The organism is Plantactinospora endophytica, assembly GCF_016862915.1.
Classification (GTDB): Bacteria; Actinomycetota; Actinomycetes; order Mycobacteriales; family Micromonosporaceae; genus Plantactinospora; species Plantactinospora endophytica.
Map to the genome: position 1 here is coordinate 202,008 of NZ_BONW01000001.1, position 23,826 is coordinate 225,833.

General features: G+C 73.1%; 22 protein-coding genes. 16 read left to right on the plus strand and 6 right to left on the minus strand.

Annotated elements, in window-relative coordinates; translation table 11 throughout:
• The first annotated feature begins 133 nt into the window (after positions 1 to 133).
• The 8 genes from Pen02_RS00870 to Pen02_RS00905 all read left to right on the plus strand — a co-directional run bounded on the left by Pen02_RS00870 (position 134) and on the right by Pen02_RS00905 (position 7,419).
• The gene (locus Pen02_RS00870) at positions 134 to 1,135 is read left to right on the plus strand and encodes a DUF2520 domain-containing protein (protein ID WP_203863935.1); all 1,002 of its coding nucleotides are present in this window, start codon (positions 134 to 136) and stop codon (positions 1,133 to 1,135) included.
• Positions 1,132 to 1,308, plus strand: a complete 177-nt coding sequence (locus tag Pen02_RS00875) for a hypothetical protein (RefSeq protein ID WP_203863936.1) — start codon at positions 1,132 to 1,134, stop codon at positions 1,306 to 1,308. Before Pen02_RS00870 ends, Pen02_RS00875 begins: the two co-directional genes overlap by 4 nt.
• A complete protein-coding gene (gene panC / locus Pen02_RS00880; protein WP_203863937.1) occupies positions 1,305 to 2,165 on the plus strand; it encodes a pantoate--beta-alanine ligase in 861 nt (286 codons plus the stop codon). The genes Pen02_RS00875 and panC overlap by 4 nt, the downstream gene beginning before the upstream one ends.
• Positions 2,166 to 2,226: 61 nt before the next feature.
• Entirely contained in the window at positions 2,227 to 2,652 is a 426-nt protein-coding gene (gene panD / locus Pen02_RS00885) for an aspartate 1-decarboxylase (RefSeq protein WP_203863938.1), read from the plus strand.
• A gap of 257 nt (positions 2,653 to 2,909) precedes the next feature.
• Positions 2,910 to 3,815 (plus strand): septum formation family protein, encoded by a 906-nt coding sequence (locus tag Pen02_RS00890; protein WP_203863939.1) that lies wholly within the window; start codon positions 2,910 to 2,912, stop codon positions 3,813 to 3,815.
• A gap of 157 nt (positions 3,816 to 3,972) precedes the next feature.
• Positions 3,973 to 5,697, plus strand: a complete 1,725-nt coding sequence (locus Pen02_RS00895) for an L-aspartate oxidase (protein ID WP_203863940.1) — start codon at positions 3,973 to 3,975, stop codon at positions 5,695 to 5,697.
• A gap of 35 nt (positions 5,698 to 5,732) precedes the next feature.
• Positions 5,733 to 6,620 carry a carboxylating nicotinate-nucleotide diphosphorylase gene (gene nadC / locus Pen02_RS00900; RefSeq protein WP_203864301.1) on the plus strand — a complete coding sequence of 296 codons (888 nt, stop codon included), beginning with the start codon at positions 5,733 to 5,735 and terminating at the stop codon, positions 6,618 to 6,620.
• Between the two features lie 40 nt (positions 6,621 to 6,660).
• Positions 6,661 to 7,419, plus strand: coding sequence for a type III pantothenate kinase (locus Pen02_RS00905; protein WP_203863941.1), 759 nt, complete (start codon positions 6,661 to 6,663; stop codon positions 7,417 to 7,419).
• Between the two features lie 83 nt (positions 7,420 to 7,502).
• On the opposite strand, the gene Pen02_RS00910 is transcribed toward Pen02_RS00905, so the two are convergent.
• Positions 7,503 to 8,249 carry a class I SAM-dependent methyltransferase gene (locus Pen02_RS00910; RefSeq protein WP_203863942.1) on the minus strand — a complete coding sequence of 249 codons (747 nt, stop codon included), beginning with the start codon at positions 8,247 to 8,249 and terminating at the stop codon, positions 7,503 to 7,505.
• A 147-nt stretch (positions 8,250 to 8,396) separates the two neighbouring features.
• Between Pen02_RS00910 and lysS the strand changes: the two genes are divergently transcribed.
• The 3 genes from lysS to Pen02_RS00925 all read left to right on the plus strand — a co-directional run bounded on the left by lysS (position 8,397) and on the right by Pen02_RS00925 (position 13,301).
• On the plus strand, positions 8,397 to 9,851 hold the full coding sequence (lysS, locus tag Pen02_RS00915) for a lysine--tRNA ligase (protein ID WP_372445550.1): 1,455 nt from the start codon (positions 8,397 to 8,399) through the stop codon (positions 9,849 to 9,851).
• A gap of 111 nt (positions 9,852 to 9,962) precedes the next feature.
• Positions 9,963 to 10,313, plus strand: a complete 351-nt coding sequence (locus tag Pen02_RS00920) for a histone-like nucleoid-structuring protein Lsr2 (RefSeq protein WP_192766542.1) — start codon at positions 9,963 to 9,965, stop codon at positions 10,311 to 10,313.
• Between the two features lie 456 nt (positions 10,314 to 10,769).
• Positions 10,770 to 13,301, plus strand: a complete 2,532-nt coding sequence (locus tag Pen02_RS00925) for an ATP-dependent Clp protease ATP-binding subunit (RefSeq protein ID WP_203864302.1) — start codon at positions 10,770 to 10,772, stop codon at positions 13,299 to 13,301.
• Between the two features lie 80 nt (positions 13,302 to 13,381).
• On the opposite strand, the gene Pen02_RS00930 is transcribed toward Pen02_RS00925, so the two are convergent.
• The gene (locus Pen02_RS00930; protein ID WP_203863944.1) at positions 13,382 to 14,275 is read right to left on the minus strand and encodes an iron-sulfur binding domain-containing protein; all 894 of its coding nucleotides are present in this window, start codon (positions 14,273 to 14,275) and stop codon (positions 13,382 to 13,384) included.
• Between the two features lie 433 nt (positions 14,276 to 14,708).
• Here Pen02_RS00930 and Pen02_RS00935 point away from each other — a divergent pair, with 433 nt between their 5' ends.
• The 3 genes from Pen02_RS00935 to Pen02_RS00945 all read left to right on the plus strand — a co-directional run bounded on the left by Pen02_RS00935 (position 14,709) and on the right by Pen02_RS00945 (position 16,666).
• Positions 14,709 to 15,221 (plus strand): glycine cleavage system transcriptional repressor, encoded by a 513-nt coding sequence (locus tag Pen02_RS00935; protein ID WP_203863945.1) that lies wholly within the window; start codon positions 14,709 to 14,711, stop codon positions 15,219 to 15,221.
• Positions 15,222 to 15,244: 23 nt separating this feature from the next.
• Positions 15,245 to 15,802 carry a peptide deformylase gene (locus tag Pen02_RS00940; protein ID WP_203863946.1) on the plus strand — a complete coding sequence of 186 codons (558 nt, stop codon included), beginning with the start codon at positions 15,245 to 15,247 and terminating at the stop codon, positions 15,800 to 15,802.
• 183 nt (positions 15,803 to 15,985) lie between these two features.
• Positions 15,986 to 16,666, plus strand: coding sequence for a hypothetical protein (locus tag Pen02_RS00945; RefSeq protein WP_372445534.1), 681 nt, complete (start codon positions 15,986 to 15,988; stop codon positions 16,664 to 16,666).
• A gap of 293 nt (positions 16,667 to 16,959) precedes the next feature.
• On the opposite strand, the gene disA is transcribed toward Pen02_RS00945, so the two are convergent.
• The 4 genes from disA to Pen02_RS00965 form a co-directional block, all read right to left on the minus strand.
• Positions 16,960 to 18,141, minus strand: a complete 1,182-nt coding sequence (disA, locus tag Pen02_RS00950) for a DNA integrity scanning diadenylate cyclase DisA (protein WP_203863948.1) — start codon at positions 18,139 to 18,141, stop codon at positions 16,960 to 16,962.
• A 236-nt stretch (positions 18,142 to 18,377) separates the two neighbouring features.
• Positions 18,378 to 19,826, minus strand: coding sequence for a DNA repair protein RadA (gene radA, locus Pen02_RS00955; protein WP_203863949.1), 1,449 nt, complete (start codon positions 19,824 to 19,826; stop codon positions 18,378 to 18,380).
• A 131-nt stretch (positions 19,827 to 19,957) separates the two neighbouring features.
• A complete protein-coding gene (locus tag Pen02_RS00960) occupies positions 19,958 to 20,677 on the minus strand; it encodes an RAD23 family protein (RefSeq protein ID WP_203863950.1) in 720 nt (239 codons plus the stop codon).
• A gap of 179 nt (positions 20,678 to 20,856) precedes the next feature.
• Positions 20,857 to 21,744 carry a UbiA family prenyltransferase gene (locus Pen02_RS00965; RefSeq protein ID WP_372445535.1) on the minus strand — a complete coding sequence of 296 codons (888 nt, stop codon included), beginning with the start codon at positions 21,742 to 21,744 and terminating at the stop codon, positions 20,857 to 20,859.
• On the opposite strand from Pen02_RS00965, the gene Pen02_RS00970 reads away from it, so the two are divergent.
• Both Pen02_RS00970 and Pen02_RS00975 read left to right on the plus strand, forming a co-directional pair.
• Positions 21,743 to 22,519, plus strand: coding sequence for a methyltransferase domain-containing protein (locus Pen02_RS00970; protein WP_203863952.1), 777 nt, complete (start codon positions 21,743 to 21,745; stop codon positions 22,517 to 22,519). The genes Pen02_RS00965 and Pen02_RS00970 overlap by 2 nt on opposite strands.
• A 47-nt stretch (positions 22,520 to 22,566) precedes the next feature.
• Positions 22,567 to 23,736, plus strand: coding sequence for an acyl-CoA dehydrogenase family protein (locus tag Pen02_RS00975; RefSeq protein ID WP_203863953.1), 1,170 nt, complete (start codon positions 22,567 to 22,569; stop codon positions 23,734 to 23,736).
• Positions 23,737 to 23,826: the final 90 nt, after the last annotated feature.

Below are 23,826 nucleotides of genomic sequence, written 5' to 3' on the forward strand. Positions count from 1 at the left end.
GGGGCCTTGGACGGGGGCGCGGGAGTACGACGGCGCGGCGGTGAAGGTTTTCACAACCTCTTGGTCCTGAACTGGCCGGACGGCGCATACTTGCGATCGACCGGTACCACTTGTCGAGGACTGGATCACTGCTATGAGCGCTTCCGCGCGCCCGCGTACCGCCGCCTCCGGCGGGTCGGTCCGGCCACCGGCCGCCGGCCCGAGCCGTGACCCGGCCGGCCAGGGCCAGCCGCAACCTCTCTTCCCCCGCCAGCTCACCATCGGCGTGATCGGTGCCGGCCGGGTGGGTGCCGTGCTCGGCGCCGCGCTGGGCCGGGCCGGTCACCGGGTGGTCGCCGCCGCCGGGGTCTCCACCGCCGCCCGGGACCGGATCGACCGGCTGCTGCCGGGCACCGTCGTACGCCCCGCCGACGAGGTGGCCCGGAACGCCGCCGACCTGCTGCTGATCGCCGTACCGGACGACTCGCTGGCCGGGGTGGTCGCCGGGCTGGCCGGGACCGGTGCGCTGCGTCCGGGGCAGGTGGTGGCGCACACCTCGGGCGCACACGGACTCGACGTACTCGCCCCGGCGGTCGCGGTGGGGGCTTATCCGCTGGCGCTGCACCCGGCGATGACCTTCACCGGTACCGCCGAGGACCTGGACCGGCTGCCCGGCATCTCGTACGGGGTGACCGCCCCGGCGGCGCTGCGGCCGTTCGCCGTCCGGCTGGTCGCCGACCTCGGCGGAGTACCCGAGTGGGTGGCGGAACCGGACCGCCCGCTCTACCACGCCGCGTTGGCGCACGGGGCGAACCACCTGGTCACGCTGGTCAACGAGGCGGCGGAACTGCTCCGGGCCGCCGGGGTGGGCCGGCCGGAGAAGGTACTCGGGCCGCTGCTCCGGGCCGCGCTGGACAACGCCCTGCGGCTCGGCGACGCGGCGTTGACCGGGCCGGTGTCCCGGGGTGACGCCGGTACGATCGCCCGGCACCTGGACCGGCTCGCCGGCACGGCCCCGGACTCGGTACCCGGCTATCTGGCGCTGGCCCGCCGCACCGCCGACCGGGCGATCGCGGCCGGTCGGCTCCGTCCGGCCGACGCCGAGGCACTGCTCGGCGTGCTCGCCGACCGGGACCGGAAGGTGGCCGCCGCATGACCGGGCGCGGCGGGCAGCGGCCCGGCACCCGGCAGAGCGGGAGCCAGCGGCACGGCATCGGGCAGAGCGGGAGCCAGCGGCACGGCATCCGGCAGAGCGGGATGCAGCGGCACGGCATCCGGTCGCTCGGTTCGACCGGGCTCCGGTCACGGCGGAGTGGGGAGCGGAGATGACCACGGTGTTGCGTACCCGGGCGGAGTTGGCGGCCACCCTGGCGCCGCTGCCGGGGAGCCTGGCGGTGGTGATGACCATGGGCGCCCTGCACTCCGGGCACGAGGCGCTGCTGCGGGCGGCCCGGGAGCAGGCCGACACCGTACTCGCGACGATCTTCGTGAATCCGCTCCAGTTCGGCCCGAACGAGGACTTCGACCGGTACCCCCGGACCTTCGAGGCCGACCTGGCGATCTGCCGGGCGGCCGGGGTGCGGTACGTCTTCGCGCCGTCCCGCGAGGAGCTGTACCCGGACGGCGAGCCGATGGTCCGGGTGAACCCGGGCGACCTCGGTGAGGAGTTGGAGGGCGCCAGCCGGCCCGGCTTCTTCCACGGCGTGCTGACCGTGGTGCTGAAACTGCTCAACCTGGTCCGGCCGGACGTCGCGATCTTCGGCGAGAAGGACTACCAGCAGCTCACCCTGATCCGTCGCATGGTCCGGGACCTGGAACTGGACGTGGAGATCGTCGGCGTGCCGACCGTACGCGAGCCGGACGGGCTGGCACTGTCCAGCCGCAACCGCTACCTCTCGGGCGAGGAGCGGACGTCGGCGCTGCGGCTGTCGGCGGCGCTACGGGCGGGCGCGACCGCCGCCGGGGAGGGCCGGGGTGCCGACGGTGCGCTCGCCGCCGCCTACCGGGCCTTCGGCGAGGGTACGACCGGCGCCAAGCTGGACTACCTGGTGCTGACCGACCCGGATCTCGGCCCGGCACCGGCCACCGGACCGGGGCGGATGCTGGTGGCGGCCTGGGTCGGCGACACCCGACTGATCGACAACCTGCCGGTCGAACTGGCTCCGGTTCCCGCGCCGGGCGGCTGAGGCGTCGAGCGCCGACGACCGACCGCCCGACGAAACCCCTGCTCCACGGAGGACGTACCCCATGTTCCGCACCATGCTCAAGTCGAAGATCCACCGGGCCACGGTGACCCAGGCGGACCTGCACTACGTCGGCTCGGTGACCGTCGACGCCGACCTGATGGACGCCGCCGACCTGCTCCCCGGCGAGCAGGTGGCGATCGTGGACATCACCAACGGGGCGCGGCTGGAGACGTACGTGATCGCCGGCGAGCGCGGCAGCGGCGTGATCGGCATCAACGGCGCCGCCGCACACCTGGTGCACCCCGGCGACCTGGTCATCCTGATCTCGTACGGCCAGATGGACGACGCCGAGGCGCGGACGTACCGGCCCCGGATCGTGCACGTCGACGCGGCGAACCGGATCATCGAGCTGGGCACCGACCCGGCCGGCGCGGTGCCGGGCATGGTCGGCGACCCGGTCCGGGGCGATTTCGTCGCGACCGCCTGACCCCACCTGGTCGCTCTGCTGTCGACCGTCGCCGCGCCGTCGGACCCGGCCCGGTCGCCTCGCCTTCTGATCGTCGCCGCGCCGCCGTCGGATGCGGCGGTGTCGAACGCCGTTCCCCGTCGGATCCGACCATTCTGGAGCGACCCTGCCGACCTCCCGGACGACCCGCCGGATGGATGATCTCGCTGGTCGGGTGACCGGGCGGGTTAACGTAGGGTGCAGCCATCCGGACCGTTGGTCGCCCTGGGGAGGACGCGATGCGCCGTTGGATGAGCGCCCTGGCGGTGGCCGGGGCAGTGGTGCTCGGCGTCGCCGGCTGCGCGCCGCCCGGCGGTACGGACGGCGACCTCACCGACGACTGGGCGGCGGTCGGCGAGCCGGTGGTCTTCACCCCGGCCGCCGAGACCTGCCATTCGGCCGACTTCTCCGAGACCGTCTACCTGTCGTCGTACCTGCCGGTCGACTGCGCCACCAACCACCGGCTGGAGACCGTGCACGTCGGCACCTTCGCCGGGCCGCCGGGCGACGCGCAGGTACCGCCGGCAGCGGGCTCGGCCCAGTTCACCGCCGCGTACGCCGAGTGCGACAACCGGGCGCGCGGTTATCTCGGCGCCGACTGGCGTACCGCCCGGTTGTGGCTCGGGGTGGCGGTGCCCTCGCCGAAGGGCTGGGGAGCCGGGGCCCGGTGGTTCCGCTGTGACGTCACCGAACTGTCCAACGTCGAGGAAGACGGCGACGTGGTCGGCCGGACGGCGACCCTCAAGGGCGCGTTGCGCGAGGCCGGGCCGCTGCGGCTGGGCTGTTACGCCACCACGCTGACCCGGACCGAGACCATCGACCGGATGCCCCCGGCGGAGTGTTCGGCCCGGCACAACACCGAGTTCGCCGGGGTGTGGCGGGCGCCCGCGACGCTGAGGTACCCAGCGGCGGAACGGGACTGGCAGGCGTTCTACGACGGCTGCTACACGGTGGCCGCCCGGTTCGTCGGGGTGTCGCAGAGCACGATCCGGTTCCGTACCGGGGTGGTGACGCTGCCGGGCGGGCGGGACGACTGGACCTCGGGCAACCGGGGCGTGCGCTGCTACCTGTGGGTCTCCGACGGCAAGTTCACCCGTTCCCTAAAGGGCGCCGGCAACGGCGGGTTGCCGATCCGGACCCGGTGACCCGGTCGGTCCGGCCGGATCGACCGGCGCGATTCCGGGCGGGGCAGCCTGGTCGATCCGGCAGAGTCGCCCCGATCGTCCGGATCGGGAAGCGTCGTAGGCCACTTCTCCTGCCCCCGGCCCACCCGACACCGCCGGTACGCGGTTGACTGGAATGATGCAGTTTCCGACCGTCGACCTGCCGGTGGTACCCCGGCTGCTGGCCGCGCCGGCACCCGGCTGGGTGGAGACGACCGACGTGATCGTGATCGGGTCGGGCATCGCCGGGCTCACCGCCGCACTGCACCTGCGCGAGGCGGGACTGCACGTGACCGTGGTGACCAAGGTCAACATCGACGACGGCTCCACCCGGTGGGCGCAGGGCGGCATCGCGGCCGTACTCGATCCGCTGGACACCCCGGCCGCGCACGCCTCGGACACCGAGCTGGCCGGGGTCGGGCTCTGCGACCCGGCGGCGGTCCGGGTGCTGGTGGAGGAGGGGCCGACCCGGCTGCGGGAGCTGATCCGGGCAGGTGCCGAGTTCGACCGGAACGCCGACGGCTCGCTGATGCTGACCCGGGAGGGCGGGCACCGGGCCGACCGGATCGTGCACGCCGGTGGCGACGCGACCGGGGCCGAGGTGCAGCGGGCGCTGCACGCCGCGGTCGGCCGGGATCCGTGGATCCGGCTGGTCGAGCACGCCCTCGTCCTCGACCTGCTCCGGGCCCCGGACGGCGGTTGGGCCGGCCCTGGCCGGGCGTGCGGGATCACCCTGCACGTGCTCGGCGAGGGCAGCGAGGACGGCGTCGGCGCGATCCTGGCCCGGGCGGTGGTGCTGGCCACCGGCGGGATGGGGCAGGTCTTCGCCGCCACCACCAATCCGGCGGTCTCCACCGGTGACGGGGTCGCGCTCGCGATGCGGGCCGGTGCCGCCGTCACCGACCTGGAGTTCGTCCAGTTCCATCCGACCGCGCTGCTGGCCCCGGCCGCCACCGGACTCGCCCTGGACGCGGCGGCCGGCGGTGGCATCGGCCCGGTACGGGCGGCACAGCAGCCGCTGGTCTCCGAGGCGCTGCGCGGCGAGGGCGCGTACCTGGTCGACGCCGACGGCAAGCGGTTCATGGTCGGCCAGCACGAGTTGGCCGAGCTGGCTCCCCGGGACGTGGTGGCCAAGGGCATCCACCGGGTACTCCTGGCCACCGGCGCCGACCACGTCTTCCTGGACGCCCGGCACCTCGGTGCCGAGTTCCTGGCCCGGCGTTTCCCCACCATCGTCGCCTCCTGCCTGGCGGCCGGGATCGACCCGGCCGAGCAGCCGATCCCGGTCGCCCCGGCCGCGCACTACGCCTCCGGCGGGGTACGCACCGACCTGCACGGCCGCACCTCCATCCCCGGCCTGTACGCCTGCGGCGAGGTCGCCTGCACCGGCGTGCACGGCGCCAACCGGCTGGCCAGCAACTCGCTGCTGGAGGGGCTGGTCTTCGCCCGCCGGATCGCCCAGGACATCGCCCGGGACCTGCCGGCCCAGGTCGAGCCGGCGCCGACGGGTGCGTGGCGGGGCGGCGAGGGCGCGACGGTCGACCCGGCGGTACGGGAGCGGCTGGCCCGGGCGATGACCCGGGGTGCCGGGGTGCTCCGCTCGGCCGACTCGTTGCGGGCCACCGCTGCCGAGCTGGGAACGTTGGGGGCGACCCGGGCCGCGCCGCGTACCGCGAGTTGGGAGGCGACCAACCTGCTGACCGTGGCCGCCGCCCTGGTCGGCGCGGCGTACGCCCGGCAGGAGACCCGGGGCTGTCATTGGCGTGAGGATTACTCGGAATCACGCGACGATTGGCTCGGGCACCTGGTCGGGTCGATCGGCCCGGTGGGCAACCTCGAACAGGACTGGGAGGCACTGTGCTGACGGATCCGACCACGCCGACGGACCCGACCACGCGACTGACGGACCCGACCGCTCGGGCGTTGCGGGACGCCGGGCTCGACCCGGCGGAGGTGGCACGGATCGCCGGGGCGGCGCTCGCCGAGGACCTGGGGCCGGAGCGGCTGGACGTGACGAGTGTGGCCACCATCCCGGACACGCAGGTCGACACCGCCGACGTGGTGGCCCGGGCCGACGGGGTGCTGGCCGGGCTGGCCGTCGCGGCGGCCGTCTTCGAGCTGGCCGGCGGCGCGGGCGTACGGGTGCTGCCGGTGGCCGCCGACGGTGCCGAGGTCGCCGAGGGGGACGTGTTGGCCACGGTGACCGGGCCGACCAGGGGACTGCTCACCGCCGAGCGGACGGCGCTGAACCTGCTCTGCCGGATGTCCGGGGTGGCGACGCACACCCGGGCCTGGGTCGAGGCGCTGGCCGGCAGCAAGGCGACCGTGCTGGACACCCGGAAGACCACCCCGGGGCTGCGCCCGCTGGAGAAGTACGCCGTCCGGGCCGGCGGCGGCGCCAACAAGCGCCTCGGGCTGTACGACGTGGCGATGATCAAGGACAACCACAAGCTGGCGGCCGGCGGCATCGCACCGGCGTACCGGCGGGTCCGGGAGGCGTTCCCGGCGGTGCCGGTCCAGGTCGAGGTGACCACGGTGGCCGAGGCGCTGGAGGCGGTGGAGGCGGGTGCGGACTTCCTGCTCTGCGACAACATGTCCCCGGCACTGCTGGCCGAGGTGGTGACGACGGTCGGCGACCGGGCGGAGCTGGAGGCGACCGGCGGGCTGACCCTGGAGACCGCCGCCGAGTACGCGGCGACCGGCGTGGACTACCTGTCGGTTGGGGCGCTGACCCACTCCTCGCCTATCTTGGACATCGCACTGGACCTCCGCTCGCGCGCCGCGTAGCGGCGGGACGCGCCACGACTCGGGGCCCGGGACTGACGACATGCTGCTCTGTATCGACATCGGTAACACCAACACCGTGCTTGCCACGTTCGAGGGCGAGAAGCTGGTGCACTCGTGGCGGATCAAGACCGACGCCCGGTCGACCGCCGACGAGCTGGGCCTGAAGCTGCGCGGACTGCTGGCCGGCGACGCGGTGGAGATCACCGGCGTGGCCGCCTGCTCGACGGTGCCGGCGGCGCTGCGCTCGCTGCGTACGATGCTGGCCCGCTACTACACGGACATCCCCAGCCTGATCGTCGAGCCGGGGGTGAAGACCGGGGTGCAGTTGGCGATCGACAACCCGAAGGAGGTCGGCGCCGACCGGGTGGTGAACACGTTGGCGTCGTACACCCTCTACGGCGGGCCGTCGATCGTGGTCGACTTCGGCACCACCACCAACTTCGACGTGATCAGCGGCCGGGGCGAGTTCCTCGGCGGCGCGTTCGCGCCCGGCATCGAGATCTCGTTCGACGCGCTGGCCGCCCGGGCGGCGCAGTTGCGCAAGGTCGAGCCGGCGGTGCCCCGCTCGGTGATCGGCAAGAACACCGTGGAGTGTCTCCAGGCCGGGATGTACTTCGGCTTCGCCGGCCAGGTGGACCGGATCGTGGAGCGGATGGTCGAGGAGCTGGGCGAGGTGCGGGCGGTGATCGCCACCGGCGGGCTGGCGCCGCTGGTGATCGGCGAGTGCAGGACGATCACCCACCACGAGCCGATGATCACCCTGATCGGGCTGCGGATGGTCTACGACCGCAACCGCTGACCGCCACGTCCCGGTCGGCCGCCGCCGGCCGGTCGCGGCGCCCGCCCCGCCGGTCGCGACCGTGCGAGGGTCCGCCGGCCGGTTCAGCGTCGGCGGCCCCGGAAGACCAGCGTCCGGTACGGCAACGGAAAGCTCTCCCGTCCGGCCAGGTCCGGATGGTTCGTGGTCAGTTCCCGGATCCGCGCCGCCACCTCCCGCTGCCGCTCGGGCCCGGCGGTTAGGTAGTAGGAACGGGTGCTGATCATCCCGACCAACGTCTCCGGGGTGAGCGTCATCTCGTGCCGGAACTCGGCCCGCTCCACCGGCCCGAACCCGGGGCCGTACCCGTCGATCCCGGATCCGTCGTCCCGGGCGCCGCGCCCGCCGAGCACCTCGACGGTGATCGCGGTCAGTTCGGCCACCCACGGCACCGACTCGTCCCGGTGGTTGAAGACCGCCGCGTACGTCCCGCCGGGGCGCACCAGCCGGGCCCCCTCGGCGTGCGCCGCCGGCTGGTCGAACCAGTGGTACGCCTGCCCGGCGACGACCGCGTCCACCGAGTTGTCCGGCAGCGGCACCCGCTCGGCCGAGCCGGCCAGCGCCACCGTGCCCGGGGTGGCGGCGTCGAGCCTGGCCCGCATCCCCGGGTCCGGCTCGACGGGCGTCACGTCGTGGCCCAGGCCCAGCAGCACCCGGGTCAGGATGCCGGTGCCGGCGCCCAGGTCGACCACCCGGGCCGGCGCGGATCGGCCGACCGCCCAGTCGATCGCCGGCTCCGGATAGCTCGGCCGGTACCTGTCGTAGGCGTCCGCGGCGACGCCGAAGGAGAGCGCGTGCAGTTGATCGACCATGGGTCGAAGGTTATCCAGTGCCCCGCCGCCCCGGCACTTGAGTACGCTCGGGGCCGAACTCCGCCGATCACACATTCCCCGAGGAAGCATGCCGTGAGCCAGCAGATCCCGAACCCCGCCGATCCCGTGGACGACCTTCCCGAGCAGATGCGGGTGCGCCGGGAGAAGCGGGACCGCATGCTCGCCGAGGGCGTCGAGCCGTACCAGACCGGATATCCGCGTACCGCGACGCTGGCAGAGATCCGGGCCCGTTACGCGGATCTGCCGACCGACACCCCGAGTGGGGACGTCGCGGCGGTCACCGGCCGGGTCATCTTCGTACGCAACACCGGAAAGCTCTGTTTCGCGACCCTGCGGGACGGCGACGGCACCGAACTCCAGGCAATGCTCTCGCTGGACCGGGTCGGTCAGGACCGGCTCGACACCTGGAAGCGTCTGGTCGACCTCGGCGACCACGTCGGGGTGACCGGTGAGGTGATTACCAGCCGGCGCGGTGAGCTTTCCGTGCTCGCCGATTCCTGGGAGCTGACCGCGAAGGCGCTCCGGCCGCTGCCGGTGGCACACAAGCCGCTTAGCGAGGAGGCCCGGGTCCGGCAGCGTTATGTGGACCTGATCGTGCGGCCCCGGGCCCGCGAGATGGTACGCACCAGGGCGGCGACGCTGCGTAGTCTGCGCGATTCGCTGCACGACCGGAGTTTCGTCGAAGTGGAAACCCCCATGCTGCAACCGCTGCCGGGCGGGGCCACGGCCAGGCCATTCGTGACGCACAGCAATGCGTTAGACACGGATCTGTATCTGCGAATCGCCCCCGAGCTTTTTCTCAAGCGGGCGGTGGTCGGCGGCATCGACCGGGTCTTCGAGATCAACCGTAACTTCCGTAATGAGGGGGTCGACTCTTCCCACTCGCCCGAGTTCGCGATGCTCGAGGCGTACGAAGCGTACGGTGACTATGACACTATGGCGTCCCTCACCTGTGACCTGGTCCAGCGGGCCGCCGTCGCGGCAACCGGGTCGCATGTGGTGACGCACGCCGACGGGACCGAGTTCGACGTGGGCGGGCAGTGGCCGTCGGTGACGCTCTACGGCACCCTTTCCGAGGCCCTCGGCGAGGAGGTGACGGTCCGCACCGGCATGGCCGACCTGGTGCGCTACGCGGAAAAGGTCGGCCTGGCGGTCGATCCCAAGTGGGGTCCGGGCAAGCTCGCCGAGGAGCTTTTCGAGGAACTGGTGGTCCCCTCGTTGCGCCAGCCCACCTTCGTCCGGGACTACCCGGAAGAGACCAGCCCACTGGTGCGGGCGCACCCGGAGGAGCCGGGCCTCACCTCGAAATGGGACCTCTACGTGCTCGGTTTCGAGCTGGCCACCGGCTACACGGAGCTGATCGACCCGGTGGTGCAGCGCGAGCGGCTGGTCGCCCAGGCGCAGCGTTCGGCCAAGGGCGACGACGAGGCGATGCGGCTCGACGAGGACTTCCTGCGGGCCATGGAGTACGGAATGCCGCCGCTCGGAGGCATGGGAATGGGAATCGACCGGCTGCTGATGGCCCTCACCGGCCTCGGAATTCGGGAAACGATCCTCTTCCCGATGGTCCGCCCCGAGTAGTTCCCGCCGCCCAACCTCTCGCGTAGTTTCGCCGTCCTATTGACGGAGCAAGCATCTAGCGGGCTATTGTGCTCTTGTTTGCGGAGAACCTGCTCGAAAGGATAGCGACACGTGGCCAAGCAGATCATTCACAAGCTGGTCGATGACCTGGACGGCGGAGACGCGGACGAGACCGTCAAGTTCTCGCTCGACGGCGTGCAGTACGAGATCGACCTGTCGGACAAGAACGCGGGCAAATTGCGGGACCTATTCGCCCCGTACGTGGCGGCCGGCTCGAAGGTGGGTCGCGGCGGCGTGGTGGTCGGCGGTCGTGCCGCACGGGGGCGGGGTGGCGCCACCGCCGACCGCGAGCAGAACAAGGCGATCCGGGCCTGGGCCAAGAAGGAAGGCAAGGACATCTCCGACCGTGGGCGCATCCCCCAGGAGATCGTCGACGAGTACCACGCGAAGGCGGGCCGCTAGGCGCGGGTACTTTCGTGACCCCCGCGTGGGGTGGGTACGGACGACCGGTCGTCCACCCACCCCACGCGTTTTTGGCATCTTGGGCTGTATGGGATGATTGACGGGAGTGTCCGGTTCGTGACCCGGGAACATCCTGGCGGCCCAGGCGTTGTCCACAGCCGGTGGACGAAGTTGTCCACAGCCTGTGGATGACGCGGGGCCGCGTCGCCCGGGCGGGGGCTCGAATTTCGCTCTGCGCGTACAGCGGATGGTCTGGGAAGCATCGCTGAGCGTGGGCGGTTGGGAAAAACGTCGCGTACGTGGCTCATTCCGGGAACACACGACCTCAGGAGAGTCGGCTCGCGGCGATAGAGTAAGGGAGCACGGTCGTCCGCCCCGGACGTCCGGGTGGTGGCCCCGCCACGATGCTTGGACCATCAAGATCGAGTGCGCACGGCACGTGAGGAGCACGAGGGCATGTTCGAGCGGTTCACCGACCGAGCGCGGCGGGTTGTCGTCCTGGCTCAAGAAGAAGCCCGGATGCTCAACCACAACTACATCGGTACGGAGCACATCCTCCTCGGCCTCATCCACGAGGGTGAGGGCGTGGCGGCAAAGGCCCTGGAGAGCCTCGGCATCTCCCTGGAGGGCGTCCGCCAGCAGGTCGAGGAGATCATCGGTCAGGGCCAGCAGGCGCCGAGCGGGCACATCCCGTTCACGCCGCGGGCCAAGAAGGTGCTGGAGCTGTCGCTGCGCGAGGCGTTGCAGCTCGGCCACAACTACATCGGTACGGAGCACATCCTGCTCGGCCTGATCCGCGAGGGCGAGGGCGTCGCCGCCCAGGTGCTGGTGAAGCTCGGCGCCGACCTCAACCGGGTCCGCCAGCAGGTCATCCAGCTCCTCTCCGGCTACCAGGGCAAGGAGCCGGCCGCCGCCGGCACCGCGCCGGGCGAGGCCGCGCCGTCGACCAGCCTCGTGCTGGACCAGTTCGGCCGCAACCTCACCCAGGCCGCCCGGGAGGGCAAGCTCGACCCGGTCATCGGCCGGGAGAAGGAGATCGAGCGGGTGATGCAGGTGCTCTCCCGCCGTACCAAGAACAACCCCGTCCTGATCGGCGAGCCCGGGGTCGGCAAGACCGCGGTCGTCGAGGGGCTGTCCCAGCGGATCATCAAGGGCGAGGTGCCGGAGACGCTCAAGGACAAGCAGCTCTACACGCTTGACCTGGGTGCCCTGGTCGCCGGCTCGCGATACCGCGGTGACTTCGAGGAGCGCCTCAAGAAGGTGCTCAAGGAGATCCGCACCCGCGGCGACATCATCCTGTTCATCGACGAGATCCACACCCTGGTGGGTGCGGGTGCCGCCGAGGGCGCGATCGACGCGGCGAGCATCCTCAAGCCGATGCTGGCCCGTGGCGAGCTGCAGACCATCGGCGCGACGACGCTGGACGAATACCGCAAGCACCTGGAGAAGGACGCCGCCCTGGAGCGGCGGTTCCAGCCGATCCAGGTGGGTGAGCCGTCGCTGGCGCACACCATCGAGATCCTCAAGGGCCTGCGGGACCGCTACGAGGCGCACCACCGGGTGAGCATCACCGACGCCGCGCTGGTCGCGGCGGCGACGCTCGCCGACCGGTACATCTCCGACCGGTTCCTGCCGGACAAGGCGATCGACCTGATCGACGAGGCCGGAGCCCGGATGCGGATCCGCCGGATGACCGCGCCGCCAGACCTGCGCGACTTCGACGAGCGGATCGCCCAGGTGCGCCGCGACAAGGAGTCCGCGATCGACGCGCAGGACTTCGAGCGGGCCGCCCAGCTCCGCGACAAGGAGAAGCAGCTCCTCGGCCAGAAGGCGCAGCGGGAGAAGGAGTGGAAGGCCGGCGACCTGGACGTGGTGTCCGAGGTCGACGACGAGCAGATCGCCGAGGTGCTGGCGAACTGGACCGGTATCCCGGTCTACAAGCTCACCGAGGAGGAGACCTCCAGGCTGCTCCGCATGGAGGACGAGCTGCACAAGCGGGTCGTCGGCCAGGAGGACGCGGTCAGGGCGGTCTCGAAGGCCATCCGGCGTACCCGGGCCGGCCTGAAGGACCCGAAGCGGCCGTCCGGCTCGTTCATCTTCGCCGGCCCGTCCGGCGTCGGTAAGACCGAGCTCTCCAAGGCGCTCGCCGAGTTCCTCTTCGGCAGCGAGGACGCGCTGATCCAGCTCGACATGTCCGAGTTCCACGACCGCTACACCGTGTCGCGGCTGGTCGGGGCGCCCCCCGGCTACGTCGGGTACGACGAGGGTGGCCAGCTCACCGAGAAGGTGCGCCGCCGGCCGTTCTCGGTGGTCCTGTTCGACGAGATCGAGAAGGCCCACCCGGACGTCTTCAACACCCTGCTCCAGATCCTGGAGGACGGGCGGTTGACCGACGGCCAGGGCCGGATCGTGGACTTCAAGAACACGGTCATCATCCTGACCACCAACCTGGGCACCAGGGACGTGGCCAAGGCGGTCTCGATGGGCTTCCAGGCCTCCGAGGACTCCGACTCGAACTACGAGCGGATGAAGCAGAAGGTCAACGACGAGCTGAAGCAGCACTTCCGGCCGGAGTTCCTCAACCGGATCGACGACACGATCGTGTTCCACCAGCTCAACCAGACCGAGATCCTCTCGATCGTGGACATCATGATCCAGCGGATCGAGACCCAGCTCCGCAACAAGGACATGGGCCTCGAGCTGACCGACAACGCCAAGAAGTACCTGGCGAAGAAGGGCTTCGACCCGGTGCTGGGCGCCCGGCCGCTGCGGCGGACGATCCAGCGCGACATCGAGGACAACCTGTCGGAGCGGATCCTGTTCAACGAGCTGACCCCGGGCCAGATCGTGGTCGTGGACTGCGAGGGCGACCCGGAGAACGTCGACAAGTCCAAGCTGGTGTTCCGCGGCGCGGACAAGCCGGTCCCGGTGCCCGACGCGGTGCCGGCCGACCTCGGCAACACCGCCGCGGCCGGCGCGGACGAGTAGGCGCACGGCAGCTCAGGTAGGCGGTAACGGTTCGGCCCGGTGGCAGTCGCCACCGGGCCGAATTCGTCTTCGCGGTACGGCTACCCGTCGGCGGACGGCTGCTCGCCGGCGAGTACGCAGGTGTCGTCGAGCATCTCGACCAGACCGTCCTCGATCAGCCCGGCGAGTGCCCGGGACCGTTGCAGGTCGTCGGACCAGACCAGGTCCAGCCGGGCCCGGGGCACCGGACCGGTCGCCTCCCGGAGTACGGCCAGCAGCTTTCCCCGGACCTGTCGGTCGGTGCCGGCGTACCGCTGCGGACGGCGGGTCGGGCCGGGCGGCGCGGTACGCCCCGAGGCCCGCCAGGCGCACCGGGCCGCCAGTGGACAGTCGACGCACCGGGGGGAGCGGGCAGTGCAGACCAGCGCCCCCAACTCCATGAACGCGGCACTGGCCCGGGCGGCCCGCTCGGGTGCCGCCGGCAGCAGCGCCTCGGTGGCGACCAGGTCGGCCGGACGGGTCGCCGGACCGGCGTCCGGCTCTCCGGCGACGGCCCTGGCCACCAGCCGCCGTACGTTGGTGTCCACCACCGGATGCCGCCGCCCGTACGCGAACGCGGCCACCGCCCTGGCCGTGTAGTCGCCGACGCCGGGCAGCGCCAGCAACTCGTCGAGCCCGGTCGGCACCTCGCCGTCGTGCCGCGCCACCAGGGCCACCGCACACTCGTGCAGCCGCAGCGCCCGGCGGGGGTAGCCGAGCCGCCCCCACATCCGGATCGCCTCGGCCGGGGTGTCGGCGGCCAGGTCGGCCGGCCGGGGCCACCGGGTCAGCCAGGCCCGCCAGGCGGGGAGTACCCGCACCACCGGGGTCTGCTGCAACATGACCTCGCTGACCAGGATCGGCCAGCCTCCGATGCCGGGCTCCCGCCAGGGCAGGTCACGGGCGTTCTCGTCGTACCACCGGATGGCCTCGGCGGCGAGCTGCGTTGTCGACATGGCGCCGTCGATCCTGTCATGCCCCGCCGCCCGGCCGCGCCCGGCGCCGCCGGGGTGTCCGGTCGGCGGGGCGGCCCTGGGAAAGCCCGGCGGCTCCCTCCTGCTGGTCGGTCTCGCCGAGGAAGTCCGGCCCCTCGGTGGCCCGCCCGGGAAAGCCGGGCGGTTCCCCGGGAAAGCCGGGAAGGCGGCTGTCTGCGGAAGGCCGGCGGGCGAGAGCCCGGCGGGCGGCCCCCTGGGGAAGGCGGGAGGCTCTCTGGGAAGCCGGGCGGGGCCCCTTGCAGAAAGGCGGGCGGTTTCCTGGAAGCCCGGCGGGCGGGGCGGATGCCTGGGAAGCGTTGACGTTGCGGCGGGCGACCGGTGTCGCCGTCCCGGAGCGTGGGCCGGGCGCCGGGTCGGCCCGCGCAAAGCCCCGGTCATCGGGCAGACTGCCCGGATGAACGAGCTTGCGATCACCGTCATCGGTCCGGACCGACCCGGCATCGTGGCCGACGTGACGGAGGCGCTCGCCCGGCTCGGGGCCAACCTGACCGACTCGACCATGACCCGGTTGCGCGGGCACTTCGCGATGACGCTGATCTGTGTCGGCCCGTCCGGTGCCGAGGCCGAGGCCGCGCTGGCCCCGGTGGTCGCGGACGGCCCGCTGGTGGCGACGGTCCGCCAGGTCGGCACCGAGGCGACGAGTACGCCGTTCGGCGAGCCGTACCTGATGGCGGTGCACGGCGCCGACCGGCTCGGCATCGTCGCCGCCCTGACCCGGGTACTGGCCGAGGTCGGTGGCAACGTGACAGACCTGACCACCCGGCTCACCGGGCCGCTCTACGTGCTGCTGGCGGAGGTGGAGTTGCGGCCGGACGCGGCGGAGGATGTCGCCGGCCGGCTGGCCGAGGTGGCCGCCGGACTGGACGTGGAGGTCACCCTCCGGCGAGCCGACTCGGATCTACTGTGACGACGGCCGAGGACGGTTCAGGGATGGCCGAGGTCTCCGGTCTGGGCGACTGGACGCTGGCGGCGCTCGGTGACCCGGGCAAGCTCCGTCCGGTGGTGACCGCGCCGGCCGGGGTGTTGAGCCGGGCCGGCGACACCGTCGACCCCCTCGACGACGACGTGGTCCGGCTCGCCGCCGACCTGGTGGCCACGATGCGGGTCTCGCCCGGCTGCGTCGGTCTGGCCGCGCCGCAGGTCGGGGTCGGGGCCCGGGTCTTCGCGCTGGACGTGACCGGACATCCGAAGACCGTCACCTCGCACGGCACCTTCGTGCTCTGCAACGCGGAGGTGGTCGAGGCGAGCCGCTGGCGGCCGGGGCGGGAGGGCTGCATGTCGGTTCCCGACCTGACCGGCGACGTGAAGCGGGCCAGCCGGGTCGTGGTGCGGGGGGTCCTGCCCGGCACCGGTACGGCCGTCCGGCTGGTCACCGACGGCTTCGAGGCCCGGGCGCTACAGCACGAGATCGACCACTGCGCCGGTCGACTGTTCCTGGACCGAGTGGCCGGAGCGCACGCGGTCTACCAGCGCAAGGTCTACCTTTGAGCGACGGCGGGCCGGCTCGGGAAGGTCGGCCGGGGCCGGCTGCCCGGCTCCGCGCCGATACGGCGTCGCGGGCTCCCGGCGCGTCGCGAGGGCCGACGCCACGCGTGCCGATACGGTGAAACCATTATGCGTCTGACGGTTGGCCCCCTTCCGCCCGCCGTGTATTGGCGGCGTCGAGCCGTCGTGCTCGGCGCCCTCGTGCTCTTCCTGATCGTGGTGCTCTACTCCTGCGTCAACACAGGTGACACCGGCAAGTCAGGAAAGGACCGAACAGCCAACCCTGGGCCGTCTCCGACGCTGACTCCGCACGTCGACCCGTCGGCCTCCGGCCCGTCCCCGTCCGGTGTGCCCGAGTCGGGCGGCCCGGGTGGTGGTGAGCCGTCCGACGCGCCGCCCGCCGACGAGGAGGAGACCTCCGTCGAGCCGGCCGGCGGCGGCCAGGTGCCGACGGCACCGCCACCGGTCGACAACGAGTGCACCGACCGGGAGATCTCGGTGATCCCGGTGCCCTCTCAGACCTCGGCGCAGCGGGGCGAGCCGATCGAGTTGAAACTCAAGATCAAGAACGTGTCGGGCCGGACCTGCAACCGGGACGTCGGTGCCGACCTCCAGGAGCTCTACATCAAGTCCGGGGCCCGGAAGGTCTGGTCGTCGGACGTGTGCAGCGAGGTCCGGTCCAACGACCCACGGCCGTTCCCGCCCAGCCACGAGAACGAGTACACGATCGCCTGGAACGGCCGGGAGAGCTCCAAGTGCGCCAACCAGCTCGCCGCCGGGCCCTATCCGGCGGCCGGCACCTACCAGCTCTTCGGGCGGCTCGGTGACAAGCACAGCGAACCGGTCCGGATAACCATCACCGGCTGACCAGCCGACCAGCGACCGGCACCACGCAAGATGCCGGCCGCACGTACGACCCGGACGGTCGCCGGGCCTCCAAAGCGCAGACCGTGGTTCGGCTCGGACCGCTGGTAAGGCTCAGACCTACTACAGCCCGGACCGTCGTCGGGGCTCGGACTGGTACTACAGGCCCGGACCGCCGCCTAGGCTCGGGCGTGGTTCGGCCCGGACCGTCGCCAGGGCTCGGCACGTGGCACCGGCCCGGACTGCCGCCTAGGCTCGGGCGTGGTTCGGCCCGGATCGTCGCCGGGCCGGCAGGGTCAGACGTAACGCTCCAGGATGGACGCTTCGGCGAGCCGGGACAGGCCCTCGCGTACGCCCCGGGCCCGGGCGTCGCCGACCCCGTCGACCGCCTGTAGGTCCTCCACCGTCGCGCCGAGCAGCCGTTGCAGGCTGCCGAAGTGCCCGACGAGTCGGTCGACCACCAGCCCCGGCAGCCGGGGCACCTTGGCGAGCAGCCGGAACCCGCGCGGGCTGACCGCCGCGTCCAGCGCGTCGGAGGCGCCCTGGTAGCCGATGGCCTTGGCGACCGCGACCAGGTCGATCAGCTCGGTGGCGGTGAGCAGGTCCAGCTCGACCAGGGCCTCGTCGAGGGTACGGGCCTTGCGGCCGGTCGGCAGGTAGTCGCGGATCACCAGCGTCCGGTCGGCGTCGACGCCGGCCATCAGCTCGTCGAGTTGGAGGGCGAGCAGCCGGCCGTCGGTGCCCAACTCCACCACGTAACCGGCGATCTCGTCGGCGATCCGGCGTACCATCTCCAGCCGCTGCACCACGGCGACCGCGTCCCGTACGGTGACCAGGTCCTCGATCTCCAGCGCGGAGAGGGTGCCGGAGACCTCGTCGAGGCGCAGCTTGTAGCGCTCCAGGGTGGCCAGTGCCTGGTTGGCCCGGGACAGGATCGCGGCGGAGTCGTCGAGCACGTGCCGCTGGCCGTTGACGTAGAGGCTGATGATCCGCATCGACTGGCTGACCGAGATCACCGGGAAGCCGGTCTGCCGGGCGACCCGCTCGGCGGTGCGGTGCCGGGTGCCGGACTCCTCGGTCGGGATCGACGGGTCGGGCATCAGGTGCACGGCGGCCCGGACGATCCGGGTGCCGTCGCTGGAGAGCACCACCGCGCCGTCCATCTTGCACAGTTCGCGGACCCGGGTCGCGGAGAACTCGACGTCGAGCGGGAAGCCGCCGGTGCAGAGCGTCTCGACGACCCGGTCGTAGCCGAGCACGATCAGGGCGCCGGTACGGCCGCGCAGGATGCGCTCCAGGCCGTCCCGTAGCGCCGTGCCCGGCGCCATCAGGGCCAGGTTGGCCCGCAACGGATCCCCGGTCGGCCCCGTCCCGTTCATGGTCATGCCGCCACCGACGGGCCGGGCCGAGGCGCCGGCGCTGGTGCGGACAGGGGAAGCCGCGCTGGCGGTTCGGTTCGCGTCGCGGTCGACTGGCACCCGGACATTCTACGGACCGCCCTGCGTTCGGTGCTGTCGCGGTTACTGTGACGTGCCACTGTGCCTGCTTCCTCCCATCGGCGCGCTGTCGGTACCGTCCGGAACCGGCGGCGGTAGTGTCCAGTTTGTAGCTGAATAGCAAGCCTTGTCGGGCATGGCGACCCGCTCGACCGCAGGTGGCGACGGCCGTAAGCATGCCACGCCTCGACGAGCCGCAGCCCGGCGTGACCGTATGGTTACTCAGCCGACACGCGGGCTACGCACTGCAGCGCCGATCGTACGTCGGTGACTTCCATCACCCGCATGTTCTCCGGCGTCACCCCGCTCGCCGACGGACCGCAGCCGGTCGGCACCAGGGCGTGCCGGAACCCGAGCCGGGCCGCCTCGGCGAGCCGGCGGGGCACGGCGGCGACCCGGCGCACCTCGCCGGTCAGCCCCACCTCGCCGATCGCCACCAGGTTCGGCGCGATGGCGAGGTTGAGCCCGCCGGAGGCGACGGCGAGCGCGACCGCGAGGTCGGCCGCCGGCTCGACCACCCGGATCCCGCCGACGGTGGCGGCGAAGACCTCCCGGTCGTGCAGGGTCAGTCGCTCCGTCCGGCGTTGCAGCACCGCCAGCACCATCGCCAGCCGGGCGCTGTCCAGCCCGGAGACCGTACGCCGGGGCGAGCCGGCCACCGTCGCGCCGATCAGCGCCTGCACCTCGGTGACCAGCGCCCGCCGGCCCTCCATCGCCACCGTGACGCAGGTGCCCGGAACGGGATCGGCGGACCGGGTCAGGAACAGCCCGGACGGGTCGGCCAGGCTGCTGATCCCGCCCTCGTGCATCTCGAAGCAGCCGACCTCGTCGGCGGTGCCGAAACGGTTCTTCACGCCGCGCACCATCCGCAGCGAGGAGTGCTTGTCGCCCTCGAAGTGCAGCACCACGTCGACCAGGTGCTCCAGCACCCGGGGACCGGCCACCTGGCCGTCCTTGGTGACGTGCCCGACCAGCACGGTGGCGATGCCGCGTTCCTTGGCGACCGCGACCAGGGCGGCGGTGACCGCCCGGACCTGGGTGACCCCGCCGGGCACCCCCTCGGTGCCAGGGGTGGAGACGGTCTGCACCGAGTCCAGCACCAGCAGGCCCGGCTTGACCGCGTCGAGGTGGCCGAGCACGGCCGACAGGTCGTTCTCGGCGGCCAGGTAGAGCTGGTCGTGCAGGGTGCCCATCCGCTCGGCCCGCAGCCGTACCTGGCTCACCGACTCCTCGCCGCTGACCACCAGCGACGGGCTGCCGGCGCCGGCCGCCCACTGCTGCGCCACGTCGAGCAGCAGCGTCGACTTGCCGACCCCGGGCTCACCGGCGAGCAGCACCACCGCGCCGGGGACCAGGCCGCCGCCGAGCACCCGGTCCAGCTCGGGCACCCCGGTCGGCCGGGCCCGGGCCGGTGCGGCGCTGATGGTGGCGATCGGCCGGGCCGGCTCGGCGGGCGCCCGGGAACTGACCACCCGGCCGGAGACCGTGGGACCGGTAAGCGTCGACTCGACGACCGCGCCCCACTCGCCGCACTCCGGGCATCGGCCGACCCACTTCGGCGGCTGGTGGCCGCAGGCGTCGCACTCGTAGGCGGGGCGGGGCTCACGGCTCGCGGCGCGACCGCGCCCGGTTGCGGCGGCGCGGGGCGTGGCTCGGCTGGTCGTCACCCGAGCACGCTAACCAATCGGTACGACGGAAGCCGAACGACCCGGCCGGGCATCGTGCCGACCGGGTCGTTCGCAGTCTTGTGGGCGTGCCGTGCGGGCCGGTGCCCGACCGGCTCGTGGGGCCTGCCGGCCTACTCGTGCTCCTCGTCCTCGCCGGTGACCGGCGTACCGACCGGGGCCGGGGTGAACGGCACCGCGACCGGGGCCCGGGCCGGCACCACGGTGCCGCCGAAGTCGAAGGTCAGCTCGATGTTGCCACCCGGCGCCAGCGGCTCGGTCAGCCCGGAGAGCTGCAACCAGTTGCCGACGGCTTTGTTCAGGATCACGAAACCGCCGGCCGGAATCCGGATCTCGGCCGGCAGCGTCGGGGACGCCGTCGGCGACGGGCTGGCGGCGGCACCCTCGGTCGGGTTCGCCGAGGGCGAGCCGCCCGGCTCGGGGCTGCCCGAGGTGGCACCCGGCGACGGGCTGCCGGTGGTCGGCGAGGGACTCGGCGAGACGGTGCCGCCCGGGGTCGGCGCGGTCGAGGCGCCGGCGAGCGAGACCGAGCGGGCGCCGGTGGTGCTGACCCGCACCGTGACGGTCTCGCCGGAGTCGTTGTAGAGGGCGACGTTCATCGGGGCGTCGCCGCCGGCCGGGTAGCCCTGGGTGTTCAGGTAGTCGATCGACAGGTTGCGGACCTTGAAGGTGTTGTCGGCCGACTGCACGTTGGCGCCGACACTGGTGGGCACCTTGGCGGCGGTCTCGGCGATCTGGCCCGCACCGCACCCGGACAGCAGCAGGGTGGTGGCGGCTGCCGTACCGGCCAGCACCGCAGCGGCTCGCCGAGCCCCCCTGATCGAGCGCGTCACCTGGTCCTCCTTCGTACGATCCCGGGCGCCGTCGCGCTTGCCGGGTCGGCGGAACGGGCACGGTGGCCGTACCCGGGCCCAACGGGCTCCAGGGTAGTGGGCGGTGATCGGCTCCCGTACGCCGACCCGGTAACCCGGGTGGCTCCGCAGCAGGGGTGCCGACCGAGGGCGGGGACGGGTCAGACCACCCGGCCGCTGGTCACCAGCAGCACGACATCGATCAGCGCGACGAGCATCACGGCCCGGAAGACGGCCACCGGGCGTTCGCCCCGGGCGGCGGCGGCGCGGCTCGCGTACCAGCCGACCGCCGGGACCACGGCGGCGACCGCGACCGCCGTCAGGCCGGCCCAGGACGGCGGCCCGGGCGGCCCGGCCACCAGCGTGGCGGTGGCGGCCAGCAGCAGTCCGGCGGCGGCCAGCCGGGAGCCGGCCGGGCCGAGCCGGTGCGGCAGGCCGCGTACCCCGGTCCGGGCGTCGTCGGCCAGGTCCGGCAGTACGTTCGCGAAGTGCGCCCCGGCGCCGAGCAGCGCACCCGCCGCGACCAGCCAGGCTGGCGGGGTCGGGACGCCGGGCAGCCCGAGTACGACGAACGCCGGCAACGTCCCGAACGAGACCGCGTACGGCAGCACCGAGAACGGGGTGAACTTCAGCGGCCAGTTGTAGAGCAGCGCGGAGACCAGGGCGAGGGTGGCCGCCCCGGCGGCGGTCGGGTTGAGGCTGAGCGCGGGCAGCGGGGTCAGCACGGCGGCGAGTACCCCGGCCACCGTGACCGTCCGGCGGCCGATCATGCCGCTGGCCACCGGCTTGTCCTGGCGGCCGACGGCGGCGTCCCGGTCGGCGTCGAGCCGGTCGTTGACCCAGCCGATGGCGAGCTGGCTGGCGAGCACGGTCAGGGCCACCGCCGCGATGCCGCCCGGCGGGTGGCCGACGCCCCAGGCGAGCAGCGCGGAGACGGTGGTGACCGCGACCGCCGGCTCGGGGTGGCTCGCCCGGACCAGCCCTAACACCACATGCGACATATGGGAAGTCTGGTTGTTACCGCTCGGTCGTGCCAGGCTCGATCCCATGCCGACAGGGCGGACCAGGGCGGATGCCGGGGTTGCCGCGCCCGGCGGCCGGGTCCGCCGGCTGCCGCGCAACGACCCCCGGCAGTACGACGACCTGGCCGACGAGTGGTGGCAGCCGGACGGCGCCTTCGCCATGCTGCACTGGCTGGCGCAGGCGCGGGCCGCGCTGGTGCCCCCGGCGACCCGCCCGGGGGCGACCCTGGTCGACCTCGGCTGCGGCGCCGGACTGCTCGCCCCCCGGCTGGCCGGCCTGGGCTACCGGCACGTCGGGGTGGACCTGGTCCGCTCCGCGCTGGTCCGGGCCGCCGCGCACGGCGTCACCCCGGTCAACGGCGACGCCGGGGCGGTACCGCTGGCCGACGGCTGCGCGGACGTGGTGGCCGCCGGTGAGGTGCTGGAGCACGTACCCGACTGGCCCCGGGTGGTGGCCGAGGCGGCCCGGCTGCTCCGGCCCGGCGGCACGCTGGTGCTGGACACCCTCAACGCCACCGCGCTGAGCCGGCTGCTGGCGGTGCGGGTGGCCGAACTCTTCCCCGGGGTACCCAGGGGAATCCACGACCCCCGTCTCTTCGTGGACGCCCGGGAGTTGATCCGGGAGTGCGCCCGGCACGGGATCGCGCTGCGGGTCCGGGGCGTACGGCCGGCGGCCTGGGGGACGGTGCGCTGGCTGCTGCGCCGGGCCGGGGTGTCCCTGGTGGGCGGGGACGCACCACGGATCGTGCCGACCTGGTCGGCGGCAGTGCTCTACCAGGGGTGGGGGGCCAAGCAGGGGTAGGGCGGGCGGCAGCACCGGCCGTCCGGGCCGGTGCGGGAAGGACACGGATGACGGTGGACGCGCTCGCAGCGGCACGCCGGGTGGCGCCGCGACTGGCCGCCCGGGCGGCCGAACACGACCGGGAGGGCACGTTCCCGGTCGAGGACTTCGCCGACCTTCGCTCGGCCGGGCTGCTCGGCCTGATGGTCCCGCCCGACCTGGGCGGGCTCGGCGCCACCTTCGCCGGGTACGCGGCGGTCGCCACCGAGCTGGCCCGGGGCAACGGCGCGACGGCGCTGGTCTTCAACATGCACGCCTCGGTGACCGGGGCGCTCGGCGCACTGACCGAGGAGTTGGCCGAGGCGCTCGGCGTACCCGCCGAGGCGCTGGCGGCCCGGGACCGGCTGCTCGCCGAGGCGGCGGCCGGCGCCTGGTACGCGGTGGCGATGAGCGAGCGCGGCGCCGGCTCCCGGCTGTCGAAGCTGACCACGACGTACGAGCCGGTGGACGGCGGCTACCACATCAAGGGCGCCAAGACCTTCTGCTCCGGGGCGGGCCACGCCGACGCCTACCTGGTGGCCGCCCGCAGCATCGCCGACCAGTCGGTGGTGTCGCAGTTCCTGGTACCGGCCGGGCCGGACGGGCTGCACGTCGAGCCGACCTGGGACTCGCTGGGGATGCGGGCCACCGCCTCGCACGACCTGCACCTGGACGTGACCGTGCCGGCCGACCGGCTGCTCGGCGGGGTGGAGGGGCTGGCCCTGGTGGTCGCCCAGCTCATGCCGCACTGGCTGGTGGCCAGCTACGCGGCCGTCTACGTCGGGGTGGCCCGGGCAGCGGTCGACGCCGCCGTCGAACACCTGACCGCGCGAGGGCTGGCCGGCCTGCCGGCGGTACGCGCCCGGGTCGGCCGGGCCGACGCGGCCACCGCCGCCGCCACGCTGGCGGTGACCGAGGCGGCCCGCCGGGTCGACGAGGCGCCGGGCGACGCCGAGACGAACCGCTGGGTGTGGCGGGCGAAGCTGCTGGCCGGTACGACCGCGGCCGAGGTGGCGGCGTCGATGGTGGAGGCGGCCGGCACCTCGGCCACCCGGCGCGGCCATCCGCTGGAACGGCTCTACCGGGACGCCCGGTGCGGTTCGCTGCACCCGGCGACCTCGGACGTCTGCGCGGACTGGCTCGGGATCGCCGCGCTCGGCGGCGACCCGGACCGGGACGCCTCGACACCCCGGTGGTGAGCCGCCCGCTGCCGGGGTACCTGACGGTGTGCGCTGCCCTCCACTCCGCACAGCAAGGCCGGGGCGCGGGGTCGCCGACCGGCCGCACGA